Source organism: Enterobacter sp. 22452, from assembly GCF_052045065.1.
GTDB lineage: Bacteria > Pseudomonadota > Gammaproteobacteria > Enterobacterales > Enterobacteriaceae > Enterobacter > Enterobacter mori.
In genome coordinates this window covers 219,176-240,580 of sequence record NZ_JBQEOB010000001.1, presented here as the reverse complement: position 1 = coordinate 240,580, position 21,405 = coordinate 219,176, and the positions used below count along the sequence as shown (strand labels likewise).

21 protein-coding genes are annotated in these 21,405 nt (G+C 58.0%); 13 read left to right on the top strand and 8 right to left on the bottom strand.

The features are described from left to right. Position 1 precedes the first annotated feature (1 nt). From ACTJJA_RS01165 to fimA, 4 genes are all read right to left on the bottom strand, one after another. Complete coding sequence (locus ACTJJA_RS01165; protein WP_440665687.1) at positions 2-2,563, bottom strand: fimbrial biogenesis usher protein; 2,562 nt, start codon at positions 2,561-2,563, stop codon at positions 2-4. A gap of 14 nt (positions 2,564-2,577) precedes the next feature. Next, positions 2,578-3,270 (bottom strand): type 1 fimbria chaperone FimC, encoded by a 693-nt coding sequence (fimC, locus tag ACTJJA_RS01160; RefSeq protein ID WP_440665685.1) that lies wholly within the window; start codon positions 3,268-3,270, stop codon positions 2,578-2,580. A 34-nt stretch (positions 3,271-3,304) separates the two neighbouring features. Beyond that, positions 3,305-3,847, bottom strand: a complete 543-nt coding sequence (fimI, locus tag ACTJJA_RS01155; protein WP_440665683.1) for a type 1 fimbrial protein subunit FimI — start codon at positions 3,845-3,847, stop codon at positions 3,305-3,307. A 69-nt stretch (positions 3,848-3,916) separates the two neighbouring features. Continuing rightward, complete coding sequence (gene fimA, locus ACTJJA_RS01150; RefSeq protein ID WP_089599404.1) at positions 3,917-4,480, bottom strand: type 1 fimbrial major subunit FimA; 564 nt, start codon at positions 4,478-4,480, stop codon at positions 3,917-3,919. 309 nt (positions 4,481-4,789) lie between these two features. Between fimA and folD the strand changes: the two genes are divergently transcribed. The 5 genes from folD (at position 4,790) to ACTJJA_RS01125 (ending at position 9,347) form a co-directional block, all read left to right on the top strand. Then, complete coding sequence (gene folD, locus ACTJJA_RS01145; protein ID WP_010428257.1) at positions 4,790-5,656, top strand: bifunctional methylenetetrahydrofolate dehydrogenase/methenyltetrahydrofolate cyclohydrolase FolD; 867 nt, start codon at positions 4,790-4,792, stop codon at positions 5,654-5,656. A gap of 1 nt (position 5,657) precedes the next feature. Then, positions 5,658-5,870, top strand: a complete 213-nt coding sequence (ybcJ, locus tag ACTJJA_RS01140) for a ribosome-associated protein YbcJ (RefSeq protein ID WP_010428256.1) — start codon at positions 5,658-5,660, stop codon at positions 5,868-5,870. Between the two features lie 282 nt (positions 5,871-6,152). After that, on the top strand, positions 6,153-7,652 hold the full coding sequence (locus tag ACTJJA_RS01135; protein WP_089599406.1) for a PTS transporter subunit EIIC: 1,500 nt from the start codon (positions 6,153-6,155) through the stop codon (positions 7,650-7,652). Positions 7,653-7,735: 83 nt separating this feature from the next. After that, a complete protein-coding gene (gene malI, locus ACTJJA_RS01130; RefSeq protein ID WP_010428250.1) occupies positions 7,736-8,752 on the top strand; it encodes a Mal regulon transcriptional regulator MalI in 1,017 nt (338 codons plus the stop codon). A gap of 73 nt (positions 8,753-8,825) precedes the next feature. After that, entirely contained in the window at positions 8,826-9,347 is a 522-nt protein-coding gene (locus ACTJJA_RS01125) for a metal-dependent hydrolase (protein WP_109492443.1), read from the top strand. 90 nt (positions 9,348-9,437) lie between these two features. Here ACTJJA_RS01125 and cysS read toward each other — a convergent pair whose 3' ends face one another. Next, on the bottom strand, positions 9,438-10,823 hold the full coding sequence (gene cysS / locus ACTJJA_RS01120) for a cysteine--tRNA ligase (RefSeq protein ID WP_010428248.1): 1,386 nt from the start codon (positions 10,821-10,823) through the stop codon (positions 9,438-9,440). 174 nt (positions 10,824-10,997) lie between these two features. On the opposite strand from cysS, the gene ppiB reads away from it, so the two are divergent. The 6 genes from ppiB (at position 10,998) to mnmH (ending at position 15,466) form a co-directional block, all read left to right on the top strand. Then, positions 10,998-11,492 carry a peptidylprolyl isomerase B gene (ppiB, locus tag ACTJJA_RS01115; RefSeq protein ID WP_010428247.1) on the top strand — a complete coding sequence of 165 codons (495 nt, stop codon included), beginning with the start codon at positions 10,998-11,000 and terminating at the stop codon, positions 11,490-11,492. A gap of 3 nt (positions 11,493-11,495) precedes the next feature. Further along, positions 11,496-12,218: a UDP-2,3-diacylglucosamine diphosphatase gene (lpxH, locus tag ACTJJA_RS01110; protein WP_440665678.1), complete on the top strand. Its 723-nt coding sequence runs from the start codon at positions 11,496-11,498 to the stop codon at positions 12,216-12,218. 138 nt (positions 12,219-12,356) lie between these two features. Continuing rightward, entirely contained in the window at positions 12,357-12,566 is a 210-nt protein-coding gene (locus tag ACTJJA_RS01105) for a YdgH/BhsA/McbA-like domain containing protein (RefSeq protein WP_010428245.1), read from the top strand. Positions 12,567-12,737: 171 nt separating this feature from the next. Continuing rightward, complete coding sequence (purE, locus tag ACTJJA_RS01100) at positions 12,738-13,247, top strand: 5-(carboxyamino)imidazole ribonucleotide mutase (RefSeq protein WP_006809824.1); 510 nt, start codon at positions 12,738-12,740, stop codon at positions 13,245-13,247. Next, positions 13,244-14,311 (top strand): 5-(carboxyamino)imidazole ribonucleotide synthase, encoded by a 1,068-nt coding sequence (purK, locus tag ACTJJA_RS01095; protein ID WP_440665676.1) that lies wholly within the window; start codon positions 13,244-13,246, stop codon positions 14,309-14,311. The genes purE and purK overlap by 4 nt, the downstream gene beginning before the upstream one ends. Positions 14,312-14,395: 84 nt before the next feature. Next, positions 14,396-15,466, top strand: a complete 1,071-nt coding sequence (mnmH, locus tag ACTJJA_RS01090; protein ID WP_440665674.1) for a tRNA 2-selenouridine(34) synthase MnmH — start codon at positions 14,396-14,398, stop codon at positions 15,464-15,466. A gap of 93 nt (positions 15,467-15,559) precedes the next feature. On the opposite strand, the gene ACTJJA_RS01085 is transcribed toward mnmH, so the two are convergent. The 3 genes from ACTJJA_RS01085 to ybbA form a co-directional block, all read right to left on the bottom strand. After that, complete coding sequence (locus ACTJJA_RS01085; protein WP_440665672.1) at positions 15,560-16,705, bottom strand: porin; 1,146 nt, start codon at positions 16,703-16,705, stop codon at positions 15,560-15,562. A gap of 182 nt (positions 16,706-16,887) precedes the next feature. After that, positions 16,888-19,302, bottom strand: a complete 2,415-nt coding sequence (gene ybbP, locus ACTJJA_RS01080) for a putative ABC transporter permease subunit YbbP (protein ID WP_440665670.1) — start codon at positions 19,300-19,302, stop codon at positions 16,888-16,890. Next, positions 19,299-19,985, bottom strand: a complete 687-nt coding sequence (gene ybbA / locus ACTJJA_RS01075; protein WP_440665668.1) for a putative ABC transporter ATP-binding protein YbbA — start codon at positions 19,983-19,985, stop codon at positions 19,299-19,301. Before ybbA ends, ybbP begins: the two co-directional genes overlap by 4 nt. On the opposite strand from ybbA, the gene tesA reads away from it, so the two are divergent. After that, a complete protein-coding gene (gene tesA / locus ACTJJA_RS01070; RefSeq protein ID WP_440665666.1) occupies positions 19,956-20,579 on the top strand; it encodes a multifunctional acyl-CoA thioesterase I/protease I/lysophospholipase L1 in 624 nt (207 codons plus the stop codon). The genes ybbA and tesA overlap by 30 nt on opposite strands. Further along, positions 20,569-21,378 carry an SDR family oxidoreductase gene (locus ACTJJA_RS01065; protein ID WP_085928900.1) on the top strand — a complete coding sequence of 270 codons (810 nt, stop codon included), beginning with the start codon at positions 20,569-20,571 and terminating at the stop codon, positions 21,376-21,378. The genes tesA and ACTJJA_RS01065 overlap by 11 nt, the downstream gene beginning before the upstream one ends. The last annotated feature ends 27 nt before the right edge of the window (positions 21,379-21,405 follow it).

Genomic DNA, 21,405 nt, shown 5'->3' with positions numbered 1-21,405 from the left:
GTTAGCGTTCACAGCGTGCCCCCGCCAGCGTAATGGCCTGGTTCAGGCTTTCCGGTGGTAAGTGATAGCTTGCACGGCACTGGGACTGTTTTCCGTCGCCCCACTGGATAAGCAGCTCACCTTCCAGCGGCAGCCCGCTGAGGTAAATCTGCCCGTCATCCCCCACCATGCTGGTGACGCCGCTTTGCGTTTCACGCACTACCGCACCAAACGGCACGGGCTGGTCGCCGAGCTTGACGGTCAGCAGAGCGCGCACGCCAATACGGGTATCGAAGCTGGCGCGCACCAGCGCCCCTTTGGTCGGCACCACGCTGCTCACGTTATTTTCGATGTCGGTGTTGTTGCTCATGGTATTGGTGTCCAACGCCACGCGGTTGTAGCGGTAGACGGTGGCATACGGCATCACCGCGTAGCCTCGCCAGTCGGTTTTCACCCCGGTCTGGTTTTCAATACTGACGCCTGATGCTCCCGGCGCTTTGATCAGCACGTTGGTGTCGCCCAGCGGCTGGCTGAAGGTCACCCCGTCTGAATGCCCCACCACGCCGCCGGAAAGCTGCCAGTTGAGATCGTGCTGGTCGCGGGCGTAGTTGTAGCCCACGCCCAGCGTGCCGTAGGTCGCCTGCCAGTTGGCGCTGGCGCTGCCGCTTGCACCGTTATTGCTGGCGTGCCCCTGCGTGACGCTGTAGTTCAGGTTACGGTCTTCGAGCAGTGTTCCGCTCACGCCGGTCTGCCAGCTGGTATCGCCGTCGCTGTTACGGCTGGCAGAAGCGGTAGCGTAGGCTCTGTCGATGGCGCTATCGCGGCGATAGCCGTGACGGGTAAACAGGCTGAACGGCACGGAGACGTTAAACGACGCAATCCGGTCGGTACCGTCGATCCCAACGGCCTTGTTCCACGACCAGGACACGGAGTAGTTGATCCCCTTCACGCCGCCCGCATAGCCCAGCTGATACCAGACGTTAGATTCACTGGTGCCCCAATAGCTCTGCTGGCTACCGGAGAGGTAAACCGAGCCGTAATCCCCCAGCGACTGGGAAATGTTGAGCTGGAAGCGCCCCTTTTTGTTCCACGTCAGGTTGTGATAACTCTGCACATCCGGCACGCCGTCATCGTCCTGGCCTTCGCCATACTGATAGCCTTCCATTGAGCGCCACGCCACATCGTCCAGTGTGTAGAACCCTTTGGTCGAGTAGCGATAGCCCAGCAGCTGGAAGTTGGTGCCGAAGCCGTTAAGGGATTTTGCGTAGAGGAAGCGCAGGGACTGCCCTTCATGGCGGCTGTCATCCGCGAGCTGGCTGCGGGCATGGGTGAGATCGAGCGAGACCGCCCCCCAGTCCCCGAGGTTTTTCCCGGCCCCGAGGGCAATCGCGGTATAGCGTGACGCCAGCTGCGTGCCGCCGTACAGCGTATAGCCGTCGGCCAGGCCGGTAATGAGCGTTCCCTGAGCGAAGAACGGCGTGTCCTGCTCGCTGTTGCCGCTGCGGTAATCCCCCGCCACCAGGTCATATTTCCAGCGTCCTTCACGCTGCAGCAACGGCACGGTGGAGTAAGGCACGGTGTAACGCTGCTGGCTACCGTCCTTCTCTTCTACCGTTACCTCAAGATCGCCGCTTGATGAGGTTGGGTTAAGGTCGGTAATGGCAAACGCCCCAGGCTGGACATAGCTCTGGTAAATGACATAACCGTTCTGGCGGATCGCTACCTTGGCTGGCGTGCGGGCAATACCGCGCACGGTTGGCGCGTAGCCCTGCATGCTGTCCGGGTACATGCTGTCGGAGGAAAAGAGCCGCCCGCCCCGAAAGCCGACGCTGTCGAAAACATCGTTACCGGTATTGCTGTCGCCCAGCACCAGCTCGCTTTTCAGCGGAATGACGGTGCGCTGAGCCCAGGTGCCAATATTCTGCCAGTTGCTGTGACGCTGACCGTTACTTTGGGTGTAACGCCACGCGCCGTTATTGCGTAATCGCCAGGCACCATAGTTCAGCCCGCTCTGCAGGTTCAGGTAATAGCTGTCGTCATCGCTGCCGCGGTTGCCGGTAAAGCTGTAATTCAACAGGGCGGCGGGAATGCCTTCATCCCACTGTTCAGGCGGAATGTAGCCCCGGGCGCTGTTTTGCATGGCTACCTGCGGCAGGCTCACGTTCAGGCGCAGTGACGTAAAGTTGAAGGCCGTTTCGCTGCCGGGAATAGCCGTCGTCAGCGGAACGCAGGTCTCTCCCTGCACGTTTGCCAGATCCGGGAACGCCGCGATGTTGACGCCGAAACGGTCGAGCATCGCGCGCGTAATGCACGGCGCTAACCCGCCCGCGACGGGTGGCGTGTTTTCGGCTTGTTCAAAACGCACGTCCTGCGTGCCGATAAACTCATCGTTGCGCCAGATGTCCACGCGATAGACGCCCGTCGCCTGCTGGTGTCCTTGTTCAAAACGCGACAAATCCGCCACGCTGGCGGCGTCGTCGGACAAAAAGGCCGGGTTGAAGTAGCTTTCGCTCCAGCCGGTGTGCGGCCAGAGCGTTGTCATCAATGCCAGTGCAACCGGGCAGTAACGCCATTGAGTGTTCATCGCCCTGACTCTGCTCACAGATTAACGCTACGCGCCGGAGTAATAGCGCCGTAATCATTGACGCTCTGCCAGGAGAGCGTGCCGCCGGCTGCGGTTGGCAACACCTGCTGTGCGGAGTTTTTCGGCGCGACCATCAGGTTTTCCAGCGTCTGACCGCCAAGCTTCAGGTTGACCAGCGTGACGTAGTAGGGTGAAGCATTGCTCACCTTCAGGTGGTTCCCGACGCGTTCAAAGCGCAGTTGGGAGAGCGCCTCTTCCGGCGGCATCGACAGGTTAGCCGGGCGCACAAACAGCTTGATGCGTGACAGAATGGCGAGCTGCAGCACGTTATTGTTCTCTGTTTTCGCCTTACTCACTGACGGGATAGCCTTCACGTTCATGTAAAAAAGCGATTCGCGATCGGCGGGCAGGGTCGGCCCGGCATAAATAATGCGCAGCGTGTTTTCGCTGTCCGGCTCGCTCACAAACAGCGGCGGCGTGACGGCAAAGGTTTTTTCTTTTTGCCCGCTGGCGTTTTCAATCCACGCGTTAATTAAATAACGCTCCTGCTTGTTACTGTTGGTGATCGCCAGCGATGTCTGTTTTGCATCTGCCGGATAAATCACGCGCGTCGCGCCCAGCGCAATTCCGCCGGATGCATTTGCACAGGCAGAAACCATCATCAAAATAAAAGATAAAAACAGTCCGGGTTTAATCAGGGTGTTCATCACAACCGTACCTTTAATAATGTGTTCGCAGGCGTCAGGGATAAATCAACGTAAACCAGACATCCGACTGAATATTGCCTGGCACGAGGTGTTCGGAAATCGCCCGGTAGCGAGCGCTGAAATGAAACGCCAGCTCGCGGGTATCAATGGGCAACCAGCTGACCGCCGTGGCGTTCGGGATAATCTGACGTTGTTGTTCGTCGAAAAGCGCCAGCCCAACGCCGCTGCTGACAGGAGCTTCACCTGGCCGCGATGTCGCCAGAAAAACCTGCGGATCTTCTGCAGGGGTAGCGCCCTGAAACTGGATCCCCACGGTACGAGAAACGTCCACGCTGCAGTCGAGCAGCCGTACGGTGAAAGGCACGTTTACCGTGGAAAAACTGCCGACGCCGGAAAATGAGTTGGTGCGGTACTGCCCCATATCCACTCGCATATTCTGGCTATCAGGCGCCACGGCGCAGCCGCCGTTGACCAGTTCCCCTCTGAGGTGAACCTTGCCGCCGTCGATTACCACGGTATGTGCGTTTACCGCTGGGGCAATCGCAAGGGCAAAAAACAGTATCCCAGTCCTTGTCATCCTTCGTTCCCGGCATTAGCGATTAAAAGACCTCCTCCCTGAGGTCGACCACATCCCTGTACTCAGGCATTACTCGTATTTCATCACGAAGGTTGCGTCAGCGTTCGCCTGGCCTGGCTCGGTGGTCGCAGCAGTGGCTTTATAACGCGCGGTGAAGTTCAGGGTGTTCGTGCCTTCAATCAGGTTCTGCGCGGCAGAGAAGGTGGCACCGTCTGGGGTCAGGACGCTGGATTTGCTGTCGAGGATCTCGATACCCACGCCTTTCGCGGTGTTGTCGTTGTTGCCAGAGGTGACCGCCAGCAGGGTTTTATCCGTCGCGTCGATCTGACCGGTGAATGCCACCGCAGCGGTTTTCGCAACCAGCGGATCGCAATCGTTCAGTTCGATGGTGAACGGAATATTGGAGGTGGTGTCACCCACTTTGGTGAATTTCGCGGTACGGTACTGACCGAGATTAACCGTCTGCTCGGAAGAATCAGTATTTACTGAACACGCAGCATTCACTAATTCACCTTTGAAATGCACGGTACCGCCATTAACGGAAACAGGCGTTGTGGTATCTTCTGCATGAGCGGCACCCGCGACCAGGGCCAAAGTTGCAATAACAGTAGAAGCAATGTTGCTGAGTTTCATGTCTATTCCTTTAAAATGTAAATAACCCTTCCCGCGGATAATCGGGAATAAGAAATACGTTCAATTGATTAATTGAAAGCTTATTTCGGAGGAGACAAAGTAGCTCAGGAAACTATTTTAAAATATGTCAAAACACTGCCATTTTACCAGGTCACATCCTATTCCCGCCTAGGAAATTGACCATACCTTCCACAAGGTTTTGCGACCCCGTGATGAAATCTCGCAAAGGGTGACTGACAGCGGCGCTCGCTTCTGACAAAATATAGGCAATCCCCCCTTTCAAACGTTACAGACGGAATCTTCTCTCTGATGGCAGCAAAGATTATTGACGGTAAAACGATTGCGCAGCAGGTGCGCTCTGAGGTCGCTGAAAAAGTGAAGGCGCGTAAAGCCGCCGGAAAACGCGCCCCCGGGCTGGCCGTTGTGCTGGTTGGCAGCAACCCGGCATCGCAGATTTATGTCGGCAGCAAACGCAAAGCGTGTGAAGAGGTGGGGTTCGTCTCCCGCTCTTACGATTTGCCTGAAACCACCAGCGAAGCGGAACTGCTGGAACTTATTGACACCCTGAATGCCGATAACGAGATCGACGGCATTTTGGTACAGCTGCCGCTGCCTGCGGGCATCGACAACGTGAAGGTGCTGGAACGTATCGCACCGGACAAAGACGTGGACGGTTTCCATCCGTACAACGTGGGCCGCCTGTGCCAGCGCGCGCCGCGTCTGCGCCCGTGCACGCCACGCGGCATTGTGACGCTGCTGGAGCGCTATAACATCGACACCTACGGCCTGAACGCCGTGGTGATTGGCGCCTCTAACATCGTGGGCCGTCCGATGAGCATGGAGCTGCTGCTGGCGGGCTGCACCACCACCGTGACCCACCGCTTCACCAAAAACCTGCGTCACCACGTCGAAAATGCCGATCTGCTGATCGTCGCGGTCGGCAAGCCGGGCTTTATTCCGGGCGAGTGGATTAAAGAGGGTGCGATTGTTGTGGACGTGGGCATCAACCGTCTGGAAAGCGGCAAAGTGGTCGGCGACGTGGTGTACGAAGATGCCGCGGCGCGTGCCTCATACATTACGCCGGTTCCGGGCGGCGTGGGCCCGATGACCGTTGCAACACTGATTCAGAATACTTTGCAGGCATGCGAAGAGTACCACGACGTAGAGGAAGCATAAGATGGCCACATTTTCATTAGGCAAACACCCGCACGTAGAGCTGTGCGATCTGCTCAAGCTGGAAGGCTGGAGCGAAAGCGGTGCGCAGGCCAAAATCGTTATCGCCGACGGGCGAGTGAAAGTCGACGGTGCGGTGGAAACCCGCAAGCGCTGCAAGATTGTCGCGGGTCAGACCGTGAGCTTTGAAGGTCAGAGCGTGACCGTGACGGCCTGAGCCGTTTGATGCCCGGTGGCGCTGCGCTTACCGGGCCTACATACTGTCTCCGTTTGTAGGCCGGGTAAGGCGAAGCCGCCACCCGGCAATTTCTCTCACAATCCCCTCACACCCATCACGGTTATTTATCGATCAACTTCAAATAATCACTATTTCATCTGTTGAAAGGTGAGATTTCAGTTGCGCGTTTTTCACTCTTTCCCCACGATAAGTAGAACGTTCTACTAAAACGTTCTACTTACAATAACAGCGCCAAAAAAGCGCTACTCGGGGGAAATCAGCATGAGTCTGATATCAGGGTTTGTTAAATCGTTGTCTAAGTTATCGATGATTGGTCGCGCCTTAATGCTGCCAATTTCACTGCTTCCCGCTGCGGGCCTGCTGCTGGCCTTCGGCGATAAGTTCCACCTGCCGCTGATGATGAACGCGGGCGGGGTTATCTTTGATAACCTGCCGATGCTGTTTGCTATCGGCTCTGCCGTGGGTCTGGCGTCGGAGTCCGGCATCGCGGCGCTCTCTGCGGCGGTCTCGGTGTTTGTCACCAATATCACCATCAGCACCGTGCTAAGCATCACGCCGGAAATGGCCTCTCAGGGCGGGAAATACGCCATGGTGGTCGGGATCCCGACGCTGCAGATGGGCGTCTTCGGCGGCCTGATCTGCGGTATTCTCGCGGCCTGGTGCTATAACCGCTTCCACACCATGCAGCTGCCGGAGTTCCTCGGCTTCTTCTCCGGTAAGCGTTTTGTGGCAATTGCGACAGCGTTACTGTCGTTCCTGCTCGGTCTGCTGCTGCCGTACGTCTGGCAGCATATTCAGGCCGGTATCGACGCCCTTTCCGTGGTGGTGAACGGCGACAACCAGGCGGCCTCGACCTTTATCTTCGGTCTGGTAGAGCGCGCGCTGATCCCGCTCGGCCTGCACCACATCTGGTACCCGTCCTTCTGGTATTCGTTCGGGGATTACACCACTCAGGCGGGCCAGGTGATCCACGGCGACCAGACCATCTGGTTCAAGATGCTGGAAGAAGGGGTGAAATCCTTCAGCAGCGACACCTACCAGAACGCCGGTAAGTTCATGCAGGGCGAGTTCCCGCTGATGCTGTTTGCGCTGCCTGCGGCGTGCCTGGCGATGTACCACGAAGCGCACACGAAGAATAAGAAAATCGCGGCCGGTATTCTGTTCTCTGCGGCGCTGACCTGCTTCCTGACGGGTATTACCGAACCGGTTGAGTTCACCTTTATCTTCGTGGCACCGATCCTGTACGTCTTCAACGCCATCATGGCGGGCCTGGCGTACATGACCATGTACCTGCTGCATGCGCACATCGCCAAGTCGTTCTCGGCAGGCTTTATCGACTACCTGTCTTTCGGGATCCTGCCGTCGTTTAACGGCTACCAGACCAACTTCCTGAGCGCCGTTATCATCGGTATCCCAATGGGGCTGATTTACTACTTTACCTTCCGCTTTGTGATCCGCCGTTTCGACGTGAAAACGCCGGGCCGTACCGAAGTGACCGCCAGTGCGAATGACAAGTCCGATTCCGAACTTGCCACCGAAATCATCAGCCTGCTCGGAGGCGCGCAGAATATCGATTCGGTTGGCTCCTGTATCACCCGCCTGCGTCTGGAAGTGGCAAAAAGCGACGCGGTAGATAAAGATGGTCTCAACGGTCTCGGTGCGCGCGGCGTGGTCTTCGTCGGCGACAACGGTATACAGGTGATTTTCGGTGCCAGAGCACAGTTTATCGCCCAGACCATGTCCACCATGATCGGCAAATAATAAGATGCCTGAAAGACACGTCTCCTGTACGCTGGGAGACGTGTCTTATCTGGCTGATTATCGGTAAATTTCAGGGAGCGGTTTTGAAGAAAGTCAGCATCATTGATGTCGCAAAGCACGCAGGCGTGTCGGTCTCTACCGTCTCGCTGGTGCTACGCCAGAAAGGGAAAATCTCAGAGGCGACGATCGGGAAGGTCAATGCCGCCATCACGACGCTCGGCTATGTTCATAACGTCGCCGCTGCCAACCTTCGCGCCAACACCTCTAATCTTATCGGCCTGATCCTGCGCGACTTCAGCGACAGCTTTTCCATCAAGGTGATGGCAAGCATTGTTCAGGAACTGGAGAAGCAGGGATACATGGTTTTTCTCGGTCAGCCGCTGAACGACCGGGAACATCTGGAACGTACCCTGCTGTCGTTTAAGCAGCAGGGTGTCGCAGGCGTCATTTATCTCGCGTCTGACACCCGCACCTCTGCTCTGCCGGAGCAGATCCGCCAGTGTCCGCTGCCGCTGGTGGTGGTCTCGCAGTCCCTGCTCGATGAAAAATGCAATCTGGTGATGCGCGACAACCGCCAGGCGGCAAACCTGGCCGCGCGCTATCTTATCGAGCGCGGACACCGCACGATCGCCTATATTGGCGGGCGCGAGGGCTGCCTTATCCGCGAGCAGCGCCTGCTCGGTTTTCGCAGCGCGATGACGCAAAGCGGACTGGTCTGGCGCGATGACTATTCTCCGGCCTGCAGCGACGACACGCAGGCCGCCGCGATGGCGACTCGCCAACTGCTGGAAAAAAATAACGCCATCACCGCCCTGCTCTGCCATTCGCCAGATGCCATGATCGGCTCTATCTCCGGCATTCATCAGGTGGGTCGCACCGTGGGGAAAGATGTGTTCTTAACTCAGCAGGTGGCGCTGATTGGTTTTGAAGATATGCTTCACGTTAACCTCACATCACCGTCATTCACCTACGTCTCCTCGGCCAGTGACGAAACCGGGCGTCAGGCAGCGGGGCTGATAATCCGCAAGCTGAAAGAGCCGGACTTGCAAACCCAGCGCATTACCCTCTCCGGGCAGCTTATCGCGCGCGAATCGGCGTAAAATCAGAATGTAGCACAGGTTTGCAAAAGCGAATTCGCTGCTATATTTCCATGATTTACCATGGATAATCGCAATGCCTACCGTTATTACGCACGCCGCTGTTCCGCTTTGCCTGGGCTTAGGTCTGGGAACTAAAGTCATCCCTCCCCGCCTGCTGTTTGCCGGTATCGTGCTCGCCATGCTGCCCGACGCTGACGTGCTGGCGTTTAAATTCGGCGTCGCCTACGGGAATATTTTTGGCCATCGCGGCTTTACCCACTCCCTGCTGTTCGCCTTTGTGGTGCCAATACTTTGCGTGCTGATTGGCCGACGATGGTTCCGGGCCAGCCTGACGCGCTGCTGGCTGTTTTTAACGGTGTCATTGCTGTCGCACAGCCTGCTGGATTCGATCACCACCGGCGGGAAAGGCGTCGGCTGGCTGTGGCCGTGGTCGGATGAACGTTTCTTTGCGCCGTGGCAGGTGATCAAGGTCGCGCCGTTTGCGCTGTCTCGCTACACCACGCCGTACGGGCATCAGGTCATTATCTCGGAACTGCTGTGGGTGTGGCTACCGGGTGTGGTGCTGATGGGGTTGCTATGGTGGAAACGGAGATAAAAGAAAAGCCGGGTGGCGGCTTCGCCTTACCCGGCCTACGGTCGTGCTTTTGTAGGCCCGGTAAGCGAAGCGCCACCGGGCATGACAGACTTACTTACGGCGCCAGGTCGTGCCCTGCGGGCCATCTTCCAGAATGATGCCCATCTCGGTCAGACGGTTGCGCGCCGCATCCGCCGCCGCCCAGTCTTTCGCCTGACGCGCTTCCAGACGCGCTTTGATCAACGCTTCAATCTCCGCCACTTCGCCGTCGTCCGCCTGCGCGCCGCTCTGCAGGAACGCGTCCGGCTCCTGCTCCAGCAGGCCGAGCACGGAAGAGAGCTTACGCAGATGGGACGCCAGCGCATTCGCCGCAGCCATGTCTTCTGACTTCAGGCGGTTCACTTCGCGCGCCATGTCGAACAGCACGGAGTAGGCTTCCGGGGTGTTGAAGTCGTCGTTCATCACCTCAACGAAGCGTGCTTCGAACGCCTCACCGCCTGCCGCAGGAACAGATCTGTCGGTACCGCGCAGTGCGGTGTACAGACGCTCCAGCGCCGAGCGCGCCTGCTTCAGGTTCTCTTCGCTGTAGTTCAGCTGGCTGCGATAGTGGCCGGACATCAGGAAGTAGCGCACGGTTTCCGCGTCGTAATACTTCAGCACGTCGCGCACGGTGAAGAAGTTGCCCAGCGATTTCGACATCTTCTCGCGGTCAACCATGACCATCCCGGAGTGCATCCAGTAGTTAACGTACTCGCCGCCGTGGGCGCAGGTGGACTGCGCGATTTCGTTTTCGTGGTGCGGGAACATCAGGTCTGAACCGCCGCCGTGAATGTCGAAATGTTTGCCCAGCTGTTTACAGTTCATTGCCGAACATTCAATGTGCCAGCCCGGACGGCCTTCGCCCCACGGGGATGGCCAGCTTGGTTCACCCTCTTTGGACATTTTCCACAGTACGAAGTCCATCGGGTTACGCTTCACGTCAACCACGTCAACGCGCGCGCCGGCCTGGAGCTGGTCCAGATCCTGACGGGAAAGCGCGCCGTAGGTTGGATCCGTCGGCACGGAGAACATCACGTCGCCGTTTTCTGCCACATAGGCGTGACCGCGCGCGATCAGCTTCTCGGTGATGTCGATAATTTCATGAATATGGTGGGTCGCGCGCGGCTCGCTGTCCGGACGCAGAATGTTTAAGGCGTCGAAATCTTTGTGCATTTCAACGATCATACGGTCCACCAGCGCCACAAAGCTTTCGCCGTTTTCATTAGCGCGCTTGATGATTTTGTCGTCTATATCGGTAATGTTACGCACGTACTTCAGGGTATAGCCCAGAAAGCGCAGGTAGCGCGAAACCACGTCGAAAGAGACAAAGGTACGGCCATGGCCAATGTGACAGAGATCGTAAACCGTAATACCACACACGTACATGCCGACTTCCCCGGCATGGATAGGTTTAAATTCCTCTTTTTGGCGCGTCATTGTATTAAAGATTTTTAACATCGAAGATTCCATGTAAACACGTGTGTGGACGAAAACCGGGTATTCTACCCGTAATTCAAACCCGAAGCAGCACACAATGCAAGGTGATCGCATCCTGTGGTTATGCTATAACAAGCCCCTATAGATGACCCGAACGCGGGTCGACGTACCACAATAACGGAACAGGATGCAAAAATGGTTACTTTCCACACTAATCATGGCGATATCGTAATCAAGACCTTTGATGACAAAGCGCCTGAAACAGTTAAAAACTTCCTGGACTACTGCCGCGAAGGTTTCTACAACAACACCATTTTCCACCGCGTGATCAACGGCTTTATGATCCAGGGCGGCGGTTTTGAACCTGGCATGAACCAGAAAGAGACCAAAGAAGCGATCAAAAACGAAGCGAACAACGGTCTGAAAAACACCCGCGGTACGCTGGCGATGGCCCGTACTCAGGCACCACACTCTGCAACCGCGCAGTTCTTCATCAACGTGGCTGACAACGACTTCCTGAACTTCTCCGGCGAAAGCCTGCAGGGTTGGGGCTACTGCGTCTTCGCAGAAGTGGTTGAAGGTATGGACGTGGTTGACAAGATCAAAGCCGTCTCTACTGGCCGCAGCGGTATGCACCAGGACGTTCCTAAAGAAGACGTTGTGATTACAAGCGTGACCGTCAGCGAGTAATTCGTGGCGACACTCTTTATTGCGGATCTGCATCTGCAAACGGAAGAACCGGCGATCACCGCCGGTTTTCTGCGTTTTTTACGCGGTGAAGCGAAAAGCGCAGACGCGCTGTACATCCTGGGCGATCTGTTTGAAGCCTGGATTGGCGACGACGATCCGAACCCGCTGCACCGTGAAATGGCTTCCGCCATTAAAACGCTGGTGGATTCCGGCGTCCCCTGCTACTTCATTCACGGCAACCGTGATTTCCTGATAGGCCAGCGCTACGCCCGCGAAAGCGGCATGACGCTGCTGCCGGAAGAGCAGGTGCTCGACCTCTATGGCCGCAACGTCCTGATCATGCACGGCGACACGCTCTGCACTGACGATACCGGTTACCTGGCGTTTCGCGCTAAGGTCCACACCCCGTGGATCCAGACGTTGTTCCTCGCCCTGCCGCTGTTTATCCGCAACCGCATCGCCGCAAGAATGCGCGCGGGCAGCAAGGCCGCCAACAGCAGCAAATCCATGACCATCATGGACGTGAACCCGCAGGCGGTCGTGAACGTGATGGAGAAGCATCGCGTCCAGTGGCTTATCCACGGCCATACCCATCGTCCTGATGTCCACACGCTGGTCGCCAACGGCGAACCTGCCCACCGCGTGGTATTGGGTGCCTGGCACAGCGAAGGATCCATGGTCAAAGTCACGCCTGAGGGCGTAGAGCTGATCGCGTTTCCGTTTTAATCCCCCTCACAATTCATTCTATTTTTTTGAACAATATTGGCAAATTGTTTCGATTTTAATCAGCCCGTGGTCGGCCTATTATTTATCACATCAGGGCAAAACGCCCTATCCCAGATAAATTACTTAAGGAATACGACCATGAAATCCATCAAAACTTTCGTTGCAGTTGCTGCCCTCTCCCTGGTTTCTTTCGGTTCTTTCGCGCAGAGCGTGAGCGCAACCGCCTCTACCCTTGACCGCGCAGAAGCGAAAATTGCCGCGCAGGCCGCCGAACAGGGTGCCTCATATAAAATTACGAGCGCGAAGGTCGACAACCGCGTTTACATGACCGCACAACTGACTAAATAATCATTGCCGATTGATGAAAACAGACCGCCAGAACGCGGTCTGTTTTGTTATGAATTGATGGCAACAACGGCTCAAGATTTAACCGCGCAACCGTTTTCCTTGCCCGTATAACATGCTATTCTCTGTGCCCTCGAAAGCAGTGTGTTTCGCACCACAGGAGTTTTAAGACGCATGTCTTCCCGCAATAATCCGGCGCGTGTCGCCATCGTGATGGGGTCCAAAAGCGACTGGGCTACCATGCAGTTCGCCGCCGAAATCTTTGAAATCCTGAATGTTCCGCACCACGTCGAAGTGGTCTCCGCGCACCGTACCCCGGATAAACTGTTCAGCTTCGCCGAAAGCGCCGAAGAGAACGGCTACGAGGTGATTATTGCCGGTGCGGGCGGCGCAGCACATCTGCCGGGCATGATTGCCGCCAAAACCCTGGTGCCGGTTCTGGGCGTCCCGGTACAAAGCGCCGCGTTAAGCGGCGTGGATAGCCTCTACTCCATCGTCCAGATGCCGCGCGGTATTCCGGTCGGCACGCTGGCAATTGGCAAAGCGGGTGCGGCAAACGCAGCCCTGCTTGCAGCCCAAATCCTGGCGACTCACGATAAAGACCTGCACCAGCGTCTGGCCGAATGGCGTAAAGCCCAGACCGACGAGGTGCTGGATAACCCGGACCCGCGGGGTGCGGCATGAAGCAGGTTTGCGTCCTCGGTAACGGCCAGTTAGGCCGCATGCTGCGTCAGGCCGGTGAACCGCTGGGTATTGCCGTCTGGCCCGTCGGGCTGGATGCTGAACCTGAAGCCGTACCGTTCCACCAGAGCGTGATCACCGCCGAGATCGAACGCTGGCCGGAAACCGCGCTGACCCGCGAGCTGGCGCGTCATAACGCCTTCGTTAACCGCGACGTGTTCCCTGTCATCGCCGACCGTCTGACGCAAAAGCAGCTGTTCGACAAGCTCGGTCTGGCAACCGCACCGTGGCAGCTCCTGTCAGATAAAAGCGAGTGGAATGACGTCTTCGCGATGCTGGGCGAGCTGGCAATCGTGAAGCGCCGCGTGGGCGGTTACGACGGCCGCGGCCAGTGGCGTTTACGCGCAGACGACACCGCCGAGCTGCCGGACGACTGCTACGGCGAGTGCATCGTTGAGCAGGGCATTAACTTCAGCGGTGAAGTGTCCCTGGTGGGCGCGCGCGGGCATGACGGGCACACCGTTTTTTACCCGCTAACGCATAACCTGCATCAGGACGGCATTCTGCGCACCAGCGTCGCCTTCCCGCACGCCAATGCTGACCAGCAGGCGCAGGCGGAAGAGATGCTCTCAGCCATCATGCACGAACTGGGCTATGTCGGCGTGATGGCGATGGAGTGCTTTATCACCCCATCCGGCCTGCTGATTAACGAGCTGGCACCGCGCGTGCACAACAGCGGCCACTGGACGCAAAACGGCGCGTCCATCAGCCAGTTCGAGCTGCACCTGCGCGCGATCACCGACCTGCCGCTGCCGCAGCCGGTGGTGAACAACCCGTCGGTGATGATCAACCTGATCGGCACCGATCTGAACTACGACTGGCTGAAGCTGCCGCTGGTGCATCTGCACTGGTATGACAAAGAGGTTCGCGCGGGTCGTAAGGTCGGTCACCTGAACCTGAACGACAGTGATACCGATCGCCTGAGCGCCACGCTGGAAGCGATGATCCCTCTCCTGCCGCCGGAATACGCGAGCGGAATTGTCTGGGCACAGTCAAAGCTCAAGTAAGACATCTACGCCGGGGAGTTGACCTTCCCCTTCCCCGGCGTACAATCCCCGCCCATTGCTGCTGAGTTTTCTTCTGGAATAACCATGAACGATGAAACGGACTATCGCGCGATCCTCGCGTCTGATACCCCTTTAATCGACGTTCGCGCGCCGATCGAATTCGCCCAGGGCGCGATGCCTGCGGCGTTTAACCTGCCTTTAATGAACGATGACGAGCGCGCCGCCGTCGGCACCTGTTATAAACGTCAGGGACCGGACGCCGCACTGGCGCTCGGCCATAGCCTGGTGAACGGCGAGACGCGTGAGGCACGTATCAACGCCTGGCGCGAGGCCAGCCTTGCCCATCCAGAGGGCTTTCTCTGCTGCGCGCGCGGCGGCCAGCGCTCGCATATCTCGCAGGCCTGGCTGAAAGAGGCGGGTGTCGACTACCCGCTGATCCGCGGCGGCTATAAGGCCCTGCGCCAGACGGCAATTCGGGTGACCATCGAGCAGTCACAAAAGCCGATGGTGCTTATCGGCGGCTGCACCGGAAACGGTAAAACCCTGCTGGTGAAGCAGCACGCGCAGGGTATCGATCTGGAAGGGCTGGCGCACCACCGCGGTTCGTCGTTTGGCCGCACGCTCACGCCGCAGCTTTCCCAGGCCAGCTTTGAAAACCACCTTGCGGTTGAGCTGTTGAAAAAAGACGCCTCTCGCTGGGTGCTGGAAGACGAGGGCCGGATGATTGGCTCCAACCACCTGCCGGAGTGCCTGCGCGACCGCATGGTTGAAGCCCCTATCGTTGTCGTCGAAGACCCGTTTGAAATTCGTCTTGAACGCCTGCGCGAAGAGTATTTCGACCATATGTGGGCGGATTTTTCTGCTGCCTACGGTGAAGAAGCGGGCTGGAAAGAGTACAGCGAGTATCTGCATCACGGCCTGTTCGCTATTCGCCGCCGTCTGGGGCTGCAGCGGTATGCAGAATTCACCGCGCTGTTAGATTCCGCGCTGTTGGAACAGCAACGCTCTGGCAGCACGGACGCGCACTTCAGCTGGCTTGCGCCGCTGCTGAAGGACTATTACGACCCGATGTACGGCTATCAGCTGGAGAAGAAAGCGGAGAAGATTGTCTATCGCGGGACGTACGAAGAAATTGCTGAGTGGCTTGATCGCTGAATAATAAAGCCGGGTGGCGGCTACGCCTTACCCGGCCTACGTGTTCTACCCGTCTGTTCCCTCTCCCTTTCAGGGAGAGGGTTAGGGTGAGGGTTAGAAGTCGTAACGCAGACGCACCAGGTTCATGTCGCCCAGGTTGTCGGTGCTGGAGGTGAACACGTGTTCGTAATCCACGCGGAAACCGTAGTCCAGCTGGAAGCTGATACCCACGCCGTTATCGATGCGCTGGTAGTTACGACCGTTCACGTACTCAATGCGGTCGCCCATGAAGTAAGGCTGGATGGATTTAACCGCGTACTGACCGATTGGGAATTTGTACCCTGCGAAGTATTCAATACCCCACGCGTCGCCCGCAAAGTAATCGTTAACAGATACTTTTTTGGTGGTCAGGAAGTTCTGATACCAGCCGCCGCCTGCGGAGAAGGTCCAGTTGTCCGGCGTCCAGCTCAGCGCGGTACCGAGAATGTTCTGGTCGTAGGTTTTGCTGTCGCCGTTGTCCGGGTTACGCATGTCCGCGCGGGTGTAGTTCCACGCGGCGCCCCAGGTCAGATCGGTAGTCAGGTGATAATCCAGACCGAGCGAGCCGCCGCCTTTACGCTTGTAGCGCAGGCCGTTACCCGGCAGGTATTCGCTGTCTTCAAACAGGTAAGATGCGTAGATGTCGGCATCGCCCACGGTTTTCTTATATTTCAGCATCTGGCGTGAACGATAAGAACCGTCGTAATCGCCGTTGATACCGTTACCCGGTGCCTGGCCGATCATGTCGTAGTCCCAGATATCGGTTTTCGCGCCCACCACATCATAGTAAACGCTGTTCTGTTGACCGAAGGTCAGCGTACCCCAGGTGTCGCTCTTCAGACCGGTATAGAGCATACGACGGGACGTGTCGTGCGCACCCTCGGCGTAGTGGTTATCCCAGTTGAACTGCGCTGGAATGTTCACACCCAGCTCGTAGTAGCTGATCCAGCTGATGTCATCAAACAGATAGTAATCTGTTGCGAAACGGAAACGGGTGCCGCCGTCAAAACCGTTACGCTTGTAGCTGTTTTTACCGTCGTCGCCGGTCATGTTCTGGAACTGAGGACGAATACTGCCGCCAACGGTGAAGTTCAGACGGCTCAGCGGATTGCCTGCCTGTGGGTCTTGCTTAAGAACGGTGATTTCCGCCTGAGAAGCGAAGGTAGTCAATGCCACTGCCGCGCCGATCGTTGCCGCCAGTGCTGATTTTTTTATAGTCATTATTTTTCCTTAATAGACACGCTGCTAAATATTTAGCGGGTGAATATTAACTGGAAATAAACGGGCTGTGTCGGCGGGTTTTTAATGTTTTGTGCTACTAAACAGATAGTTATTATCGCTTTGTGCTATTAAGTGATTACGCACCAGCATATAAACCGGTGCGCAATCATCACGGAAGTGAACTAACTGGCAAACTGGCGGAACAGCGCCTTGCCTTTTAATAACCGCGTGCCAAGCCAGCCGCCACAAAGTGAAAGCAGCACCGCGCCGCAGAGGGGCAGCGTCAGCCACAGCCGCCAGTCAGGCTCCCACGGGAAGTCGAACACCTTTGTCTGCAGCATCGCCAGCGCGGTCTCCGCGCCTATTGCCGCCACCAGACCGGCCACCAGCCCCAGCAGAGCAAATTCACTCCAGAGCGTGGCGCGCAGCAGCCGCTTGCTTGCCCCCAGCGTGCGGTAAACCACCAGCTCCTGATGCCGCTGGCGCATGCCCACCTGCACCTGCGCCAGCAACAGCAGCACGCCGCAGATCGTCACCAGCACCACCATCACCTCAAGCGCGCGGCTCACCTGCTCCAGCACCTGCCCCACTTGCTTCAGGATCGCGCCGATATCCAGCAGGCTGACCGTCGGGAATTCCCGGTTAAGCTGGGTCAGCATGCCGTTACCGTTCTCCCAGCGGAAGCTGGTGAGCCAGCTCTGCGGCTGGCCGTCCAGCGCACCTGCCGGGAAGATGAAGAAGAAGTTTGGCCGCAGGCTCTCCCAGTCCACCTTGCGCAGGCTGGTGACTTTGGCGCTGAAGTCCTGCGTATCGCCGGTAAACGTCACGCGGTCCCCGAGCTTCACGTTCAGGCGCGTCGCCAGCCCCTCTTCCATCGATACCTCCCCCGCTTTTGGCGGCCAGGTTCCGGCGGTAATCGGGTTATGATCAGGACGTTTATCCTGCCAGGTTAGGTTCAGCTCGCGGTTAAGCGACTCATCTTTATTTCCCTCCGTCGGCTGGCCGTTGATCTGCGTCAGGCGCGCGCGAACGATGGGATAGAACGACTCAGGAATAATGTGGTGCTCCGACAGGAAGCCCTTCAGCGGCGTCACCTGTTCCGGGGCAATGTTGATCAGGAAATAGTTCGGGCTTTCTGGCGGAAGCTGCTGCTGCCAGCGATCCAGCAGATCGCCACGCAGCACTAAAAGCAGCGCAAGAAGCATAAACGACAGCGAAAACGCCGACAGCTGGCTGAGCGTGGACCACGGCTGATGCAGCAGACGGTTGACCGCCAGCCGCACGGGCAGCGATTTCACCGTCAGCTTTCTCAGCACGTTGAGCAACAGCCAGCCGAGCACGCCGCACAGTAGCGCCAGCACCACGGCCCCCGCCAGTACGGCCCACAGCAGCGTGCTGCCCCCCATCAGCCAGGCCAGCAGCCCAACCGCCACGGCAAAAATGATCGGCAGATAAAACTTCAGCGGCCAGACGCTGGCAACCACGTCCTGACGCAGCACCCGCAGCGGCTGCGTCGCGAGCAGCAGCCGGTACGGGCGTAGCCCTACCAGCAGCGAAATCACCGTCATCGCGCCGACTGCCCATAGCCACGGCCAGAGGCTGGCGGGCGGCAGCGCGGCAGGGAGTACCGGCTTTAGCAGCACCATCAGCAGCTTCTCAAACAGTAGCCCGATGGCCCCGCCGGTGATGGCCGACAGCGCCAGCACCATCAGCCACTGGCCGACGATCAGCTTGCGCAGCTGCGCCCGGCCTGCGCCGAGGGTTTTGAGGATCGCCACCAGGTCGTAGCGGCTGCGGCAGTAGTGCCCCATCGCCACGGCAACCGCGGCAATGGCCAGCAGCAGGGTTAACAGCGCCGAGAGCAACAGGAACTGCTGAGAACGTTCAAGAGATTTGCCGAGCGCCCCTTCGTCCTGCTCCAGCCCGTACCAGCGATGCTCCGGCTTGAGCTGCGGCAGGAGCCATTTTTCATACGTATCAAGCTGCGCAGGCGTGCCGCCAAACTTGTAGCGCCAGGTGACGCGGCTGCCCGGCTGCACGGCGTTGGTTTTCGCCACGTCAGCGGTATTCATCATCAAACGTGGCGCAAGCTGGAACGGGTTAAAGCCGGAGTCCGGCTCCTGCACCACTTCTCCCGCAATCCTGAACGTCGCGTCGCCGACGTCGATGCTGTCACCCGTTTTCAGGTTCAGCAGCGCCATCAGACGCGGTGCCAGCAGGACCGTGCCAGGCGCGGGTTTTAATCCCGCCGGGCGGGTCTCCAGTTCACCGTACATCGGGTAGATATCATCGACGGCTTTAACGCTGGCCAGCTGCGGCGTGTCGCCTGCGAAGGTCATGGTCTGGAAGCTTATCTGCTCGCCCACCTTCAGCCCGGTCTTGCGTGCTTCCTCAATCCAGCCGGGCGGAACGGCACGCGAACTTTGCAACGCCCTGTCCCCCGCCATAAATTCCCGGCTTTGCTGGCTGAGCCCTTTTTCCATCCGGTCACTGACGCTGCCGAGCGCCAGCACGCAGGCCACCGCCAGGCTTAACGCCAGCCAGACAATCAGCAGCGAGGGTGAGCGCCACTCGCGCCAGAACCAGCGGGCAATCATGCTTCCTCCTGAAGAATACCGTTCACCAGGCGCAGGCGGCGGTCGCAGCGGGCGGCCAGCTGCGGATCGTGCGTCACCAGAATCAGCGTGGTGCCGTGCTCGCGGTTGAGCGAAAACAGCAGATCGGCAATCTTGTCCCCGGTTTTACGGTCAAGGTTACCGGTGGGTTCATCGGCAAACAGCACTTCCGGGCGACCGTTAAACGCGCGCGCCAGCGCCACGCGCTGCTGCTCGCCGCCCGAAAGCTGCGCCGGAAGGTGGTCAAGGCGTTTGCCCAGCCCCAGCTGTTCCAGCAGGGCTTTGGCGTGTTCGCGACTTTCACGCGTATTTTCACCGCGTAGCAGCCCCGGCAGTTCCACGTTTTCCAGTGCGTTCAGCGTCGGGATCAGCATGAAGGACTGGAAGACAAAGCCGATATGGCGAGCGCGCAGCGCGGCACGCGCCTCTTCATCCAGCTGGTGCAGCGGCTGCCCGACCAGGTGGACCTCCCCACTGCTGCCGTCGTCCAGCCCGGCCAGAATCGCCAGCAGCGTGGACTTCCCGGAGCCGGATTCACCGATCAGCGCGATGGTTTCGGCGCGTTTGACAACGAGTTCAACTCCGGTGAGGATGGACAACTCGTGTTCTCCTTGACCGACGGACTTCTTAAGACGATGAACTTCAACACTCTTTTCCGCTGGCATTTGCCCTTCCTTTTTTTGATTCTGATGACCTTCCGCGCGGCGGCTGCGGACACGTTACTGATTCTGGGCGACAGCCTGAGCGCAGGCTATCGCATGGCGGCCGGCGCGGCCTGGCCTGCATTACTCAATGACAAATGGCAGACCCAAACGTCCGTCGTCAACGGCAGCATCAGCGGTGATACCTCACAGCAGGGGCTTTCGCGCCTTCCCGCACTGCTCAAACAGCATCAGCCGCGCTGGGTGCTGGTCGAACTGGGGGGTAATGATGGCCTGCGCGGCTTCCAGCCTCAGCAAACCGAGCAAACCCTGCGTACCATTTTGCAGGAGATCAAAGCAGCGAACGCCCAGCCGCTGCTGATGCAAATTCGCCTGCCGGCTAACTACGGCCGTCGGTATAATGAAGCCTTTAGCGCGATCTACCCTAAGCTTGCCAAAGAGTTTGATATTCCCCTGCTGCCATTTTTCATGGAAGAGGTCTATCTGAAACCCCAATGGATGCAAGACGACGGTATTCATCCCAATCGCGATGCACAGCCGTTTATTGCCGACTGGATGGCAACCCGGCTGGCTCCTTTAGTTAAACATGACTCGTAATTCAGCGGAGTTCCTGACAGGTAAAGTTATGCAAAAATCGGTCTTAATAACAGGATGTTCCAGCGGAATTGGCTTTGAAAGCGCGCTCGAGTTGAAGCGTCAGGGATTTCGGGTGCTGGCGGCCTGCCGCAAACCTGAAGATGTTGAACGCATGAACGGCATGGGCTTCACCGGCGTGTTGCTGGATCTGGACTCACCGGAAAGCGTTGAACGCGCGGCGGATGAGGTCATCGCCCTGACCGATAACCGTCTGTTCGGCCTGTTCAATAATGCTGGCTTCGGCGTGTACGGCCCGCTGGAGACCATCACGCGCGAACAGCTTGAACAACAGTTTTCCGCGAACTTTTTCGGCGTACATCAGCTCACCATGCGCCTGCTTCCCGCCATGCTACCGCACGGTGAAGGACGCATCGTCATGACCTCCTCGGTAATGGGGCTGATTTCCACCCCGGGCCGGGGTGCCTACGCTGCCAGCAAATATGCGCTGGAGGCCTGGTCCGATGCCCTGCGCATGGAGCTGCGCCACAGCGGCATCAAGGTCAGCCTGATTGAACCCGGCCCGATCCGCACCCGCTTCACCGAAAACGTCAACCAGACCCAGTCGGACAAACCGGTCGAAAACCCCGGCATTGCCGCACGCTTTACGTTAGGTCCTGAAGCGGTTGTCGCCAAAGTGCGCCATGCTTTTGAGAGCGATAATCCCAAACTGCGTTATCCGGTCACGCTGGTGACCCATGCCGTTGGCTGGCTAAAACGCCTTCTGCCGGGCCGGATGATGGACAAAATTTTACACGGCTGAGTTGAAGCGTCGCCGCTCATCCCCATG

Coding starts and splice junctions, on each gene's coding strand:
- ACTJJA_RS01165 (WP_440665687.1), bottom strand. CDS start 2,563: ATGAACACTCAATGGCGTTACTGCCCGGTTGCACTGGCATTGATGACA.
- ACTJJA_RS01065 (WP_085928900.1), top strand. CDS start 20,569: ATGACTCGTAATTCAGCGGAGTTCCTGACAGGTAAAGTTATGCAAAAA.
- ACTJJA_RS01105 (WP_010428245.1), top strand. CDS start 12,357: ATGAAATCCATCAAAACTTTCGTTGCAGTTGCTGCCCTCTCCCTGGTT.
- ybcJ (WP_010428256.1), top strand. CDS start 5,658: ATGGCCACATTTTCATTAGGCAAACACCCGCACGTAGAGCTGTGCGAT.
- purE (WP_006809824.1), top strand. CDS start 12,738: ATGTCTTCCCGCAATAATCCGGCGCGTGTCGCCATCGTGATGGGGTCC.
- ACTJJA_RS01135 (WP_089599406.1), top strand. CDS start 6,153: ATGAGTCTGATATCAGGGTTTGTTAAATCGTTGTCTAAGTTATCGATG.
- ppiB (WP_010428247.1), top strand. CDS start 10,998: ATGGTTACTTTCCACACTAATCATGGCGATATCGTAATCAAGACCTTT.
- ybbA (WP_440665668.1), bottom strand. CDS start 19,985: ATGCCAGCGGAAAAGAGTGTTGAAGTTCATCGTCTTAAGAAGTCCGTC.
- fimI (WP_440665683.1), bottom strand. CDS start 3,847: ATGACAAGGACTGGGATACTGTTTTTTGCCCTTGCGATTGCCCCAGCG.
- ACTJJA_RS01125 (WP_109492443.1), top strand. CDS start 8,826: ATGCCTACCGTTATTACGCACGCCGCTGTTCCGCTTTGCCTGGGCTTA.
- fimA (WP_089599404.1), bottom strand. CDS start 4,480: ATGAAACTCAGCAACATTGCTTCTACTGTTATTGCAACTTTGGCCCTG.
- purK (WP_440665676.1), top strand. CDS start 13,244: ATGAAGCAGGTTTGCGTCCTCGGTAACGGCCAGTTAGGCCGCATGCTG.
- ybbP (WP_440665670.1), bottom strand. CDS start 19,302: ATGATTGCCCGCTGGTTCTGGCGCGAGTGGCGCTCACCCTCGCTGCTG.
- tesA (WP_440665666.1), top strand. CDS start 19,956: ATGAACTTCAACACTCTTTTCCGCTGGCATTTGCCCTTCCTTTTTTTG.
- folD (WP_010428257.1), top strand. CDS start 4,790: ATGGCAGCAAAGATTATTGACGGTAAAACGATTGCGCAGCAGGTGCGC.
- fimC (WP_440665685.1), bottom strand. CDS start 3,270: ATGAACACCCTGATTAAACCCGGACTGTTTTTATCTTTTATTTTGATG.
- cysS (WP_010428248.1), bottom strand. CDS start 10,823: ATGTTAAAAATCTTTAATACAATGACGCGCCAAAAAGAGGAATTTAAA.
- ACTJJA_RS01085 (WP_440665672.1), bottom strand. CDS start 16,705: ATGACTATAAAAAAATCAGCACTGGCGGCAACGATCGGCGCGGCAGTG.
- mnmH (WP_440665674.1), top strand. CDS start 14,396: ATGAACGATGAAACGGACTATCGCGCGATCCTCGCGTCTGATACCCCT.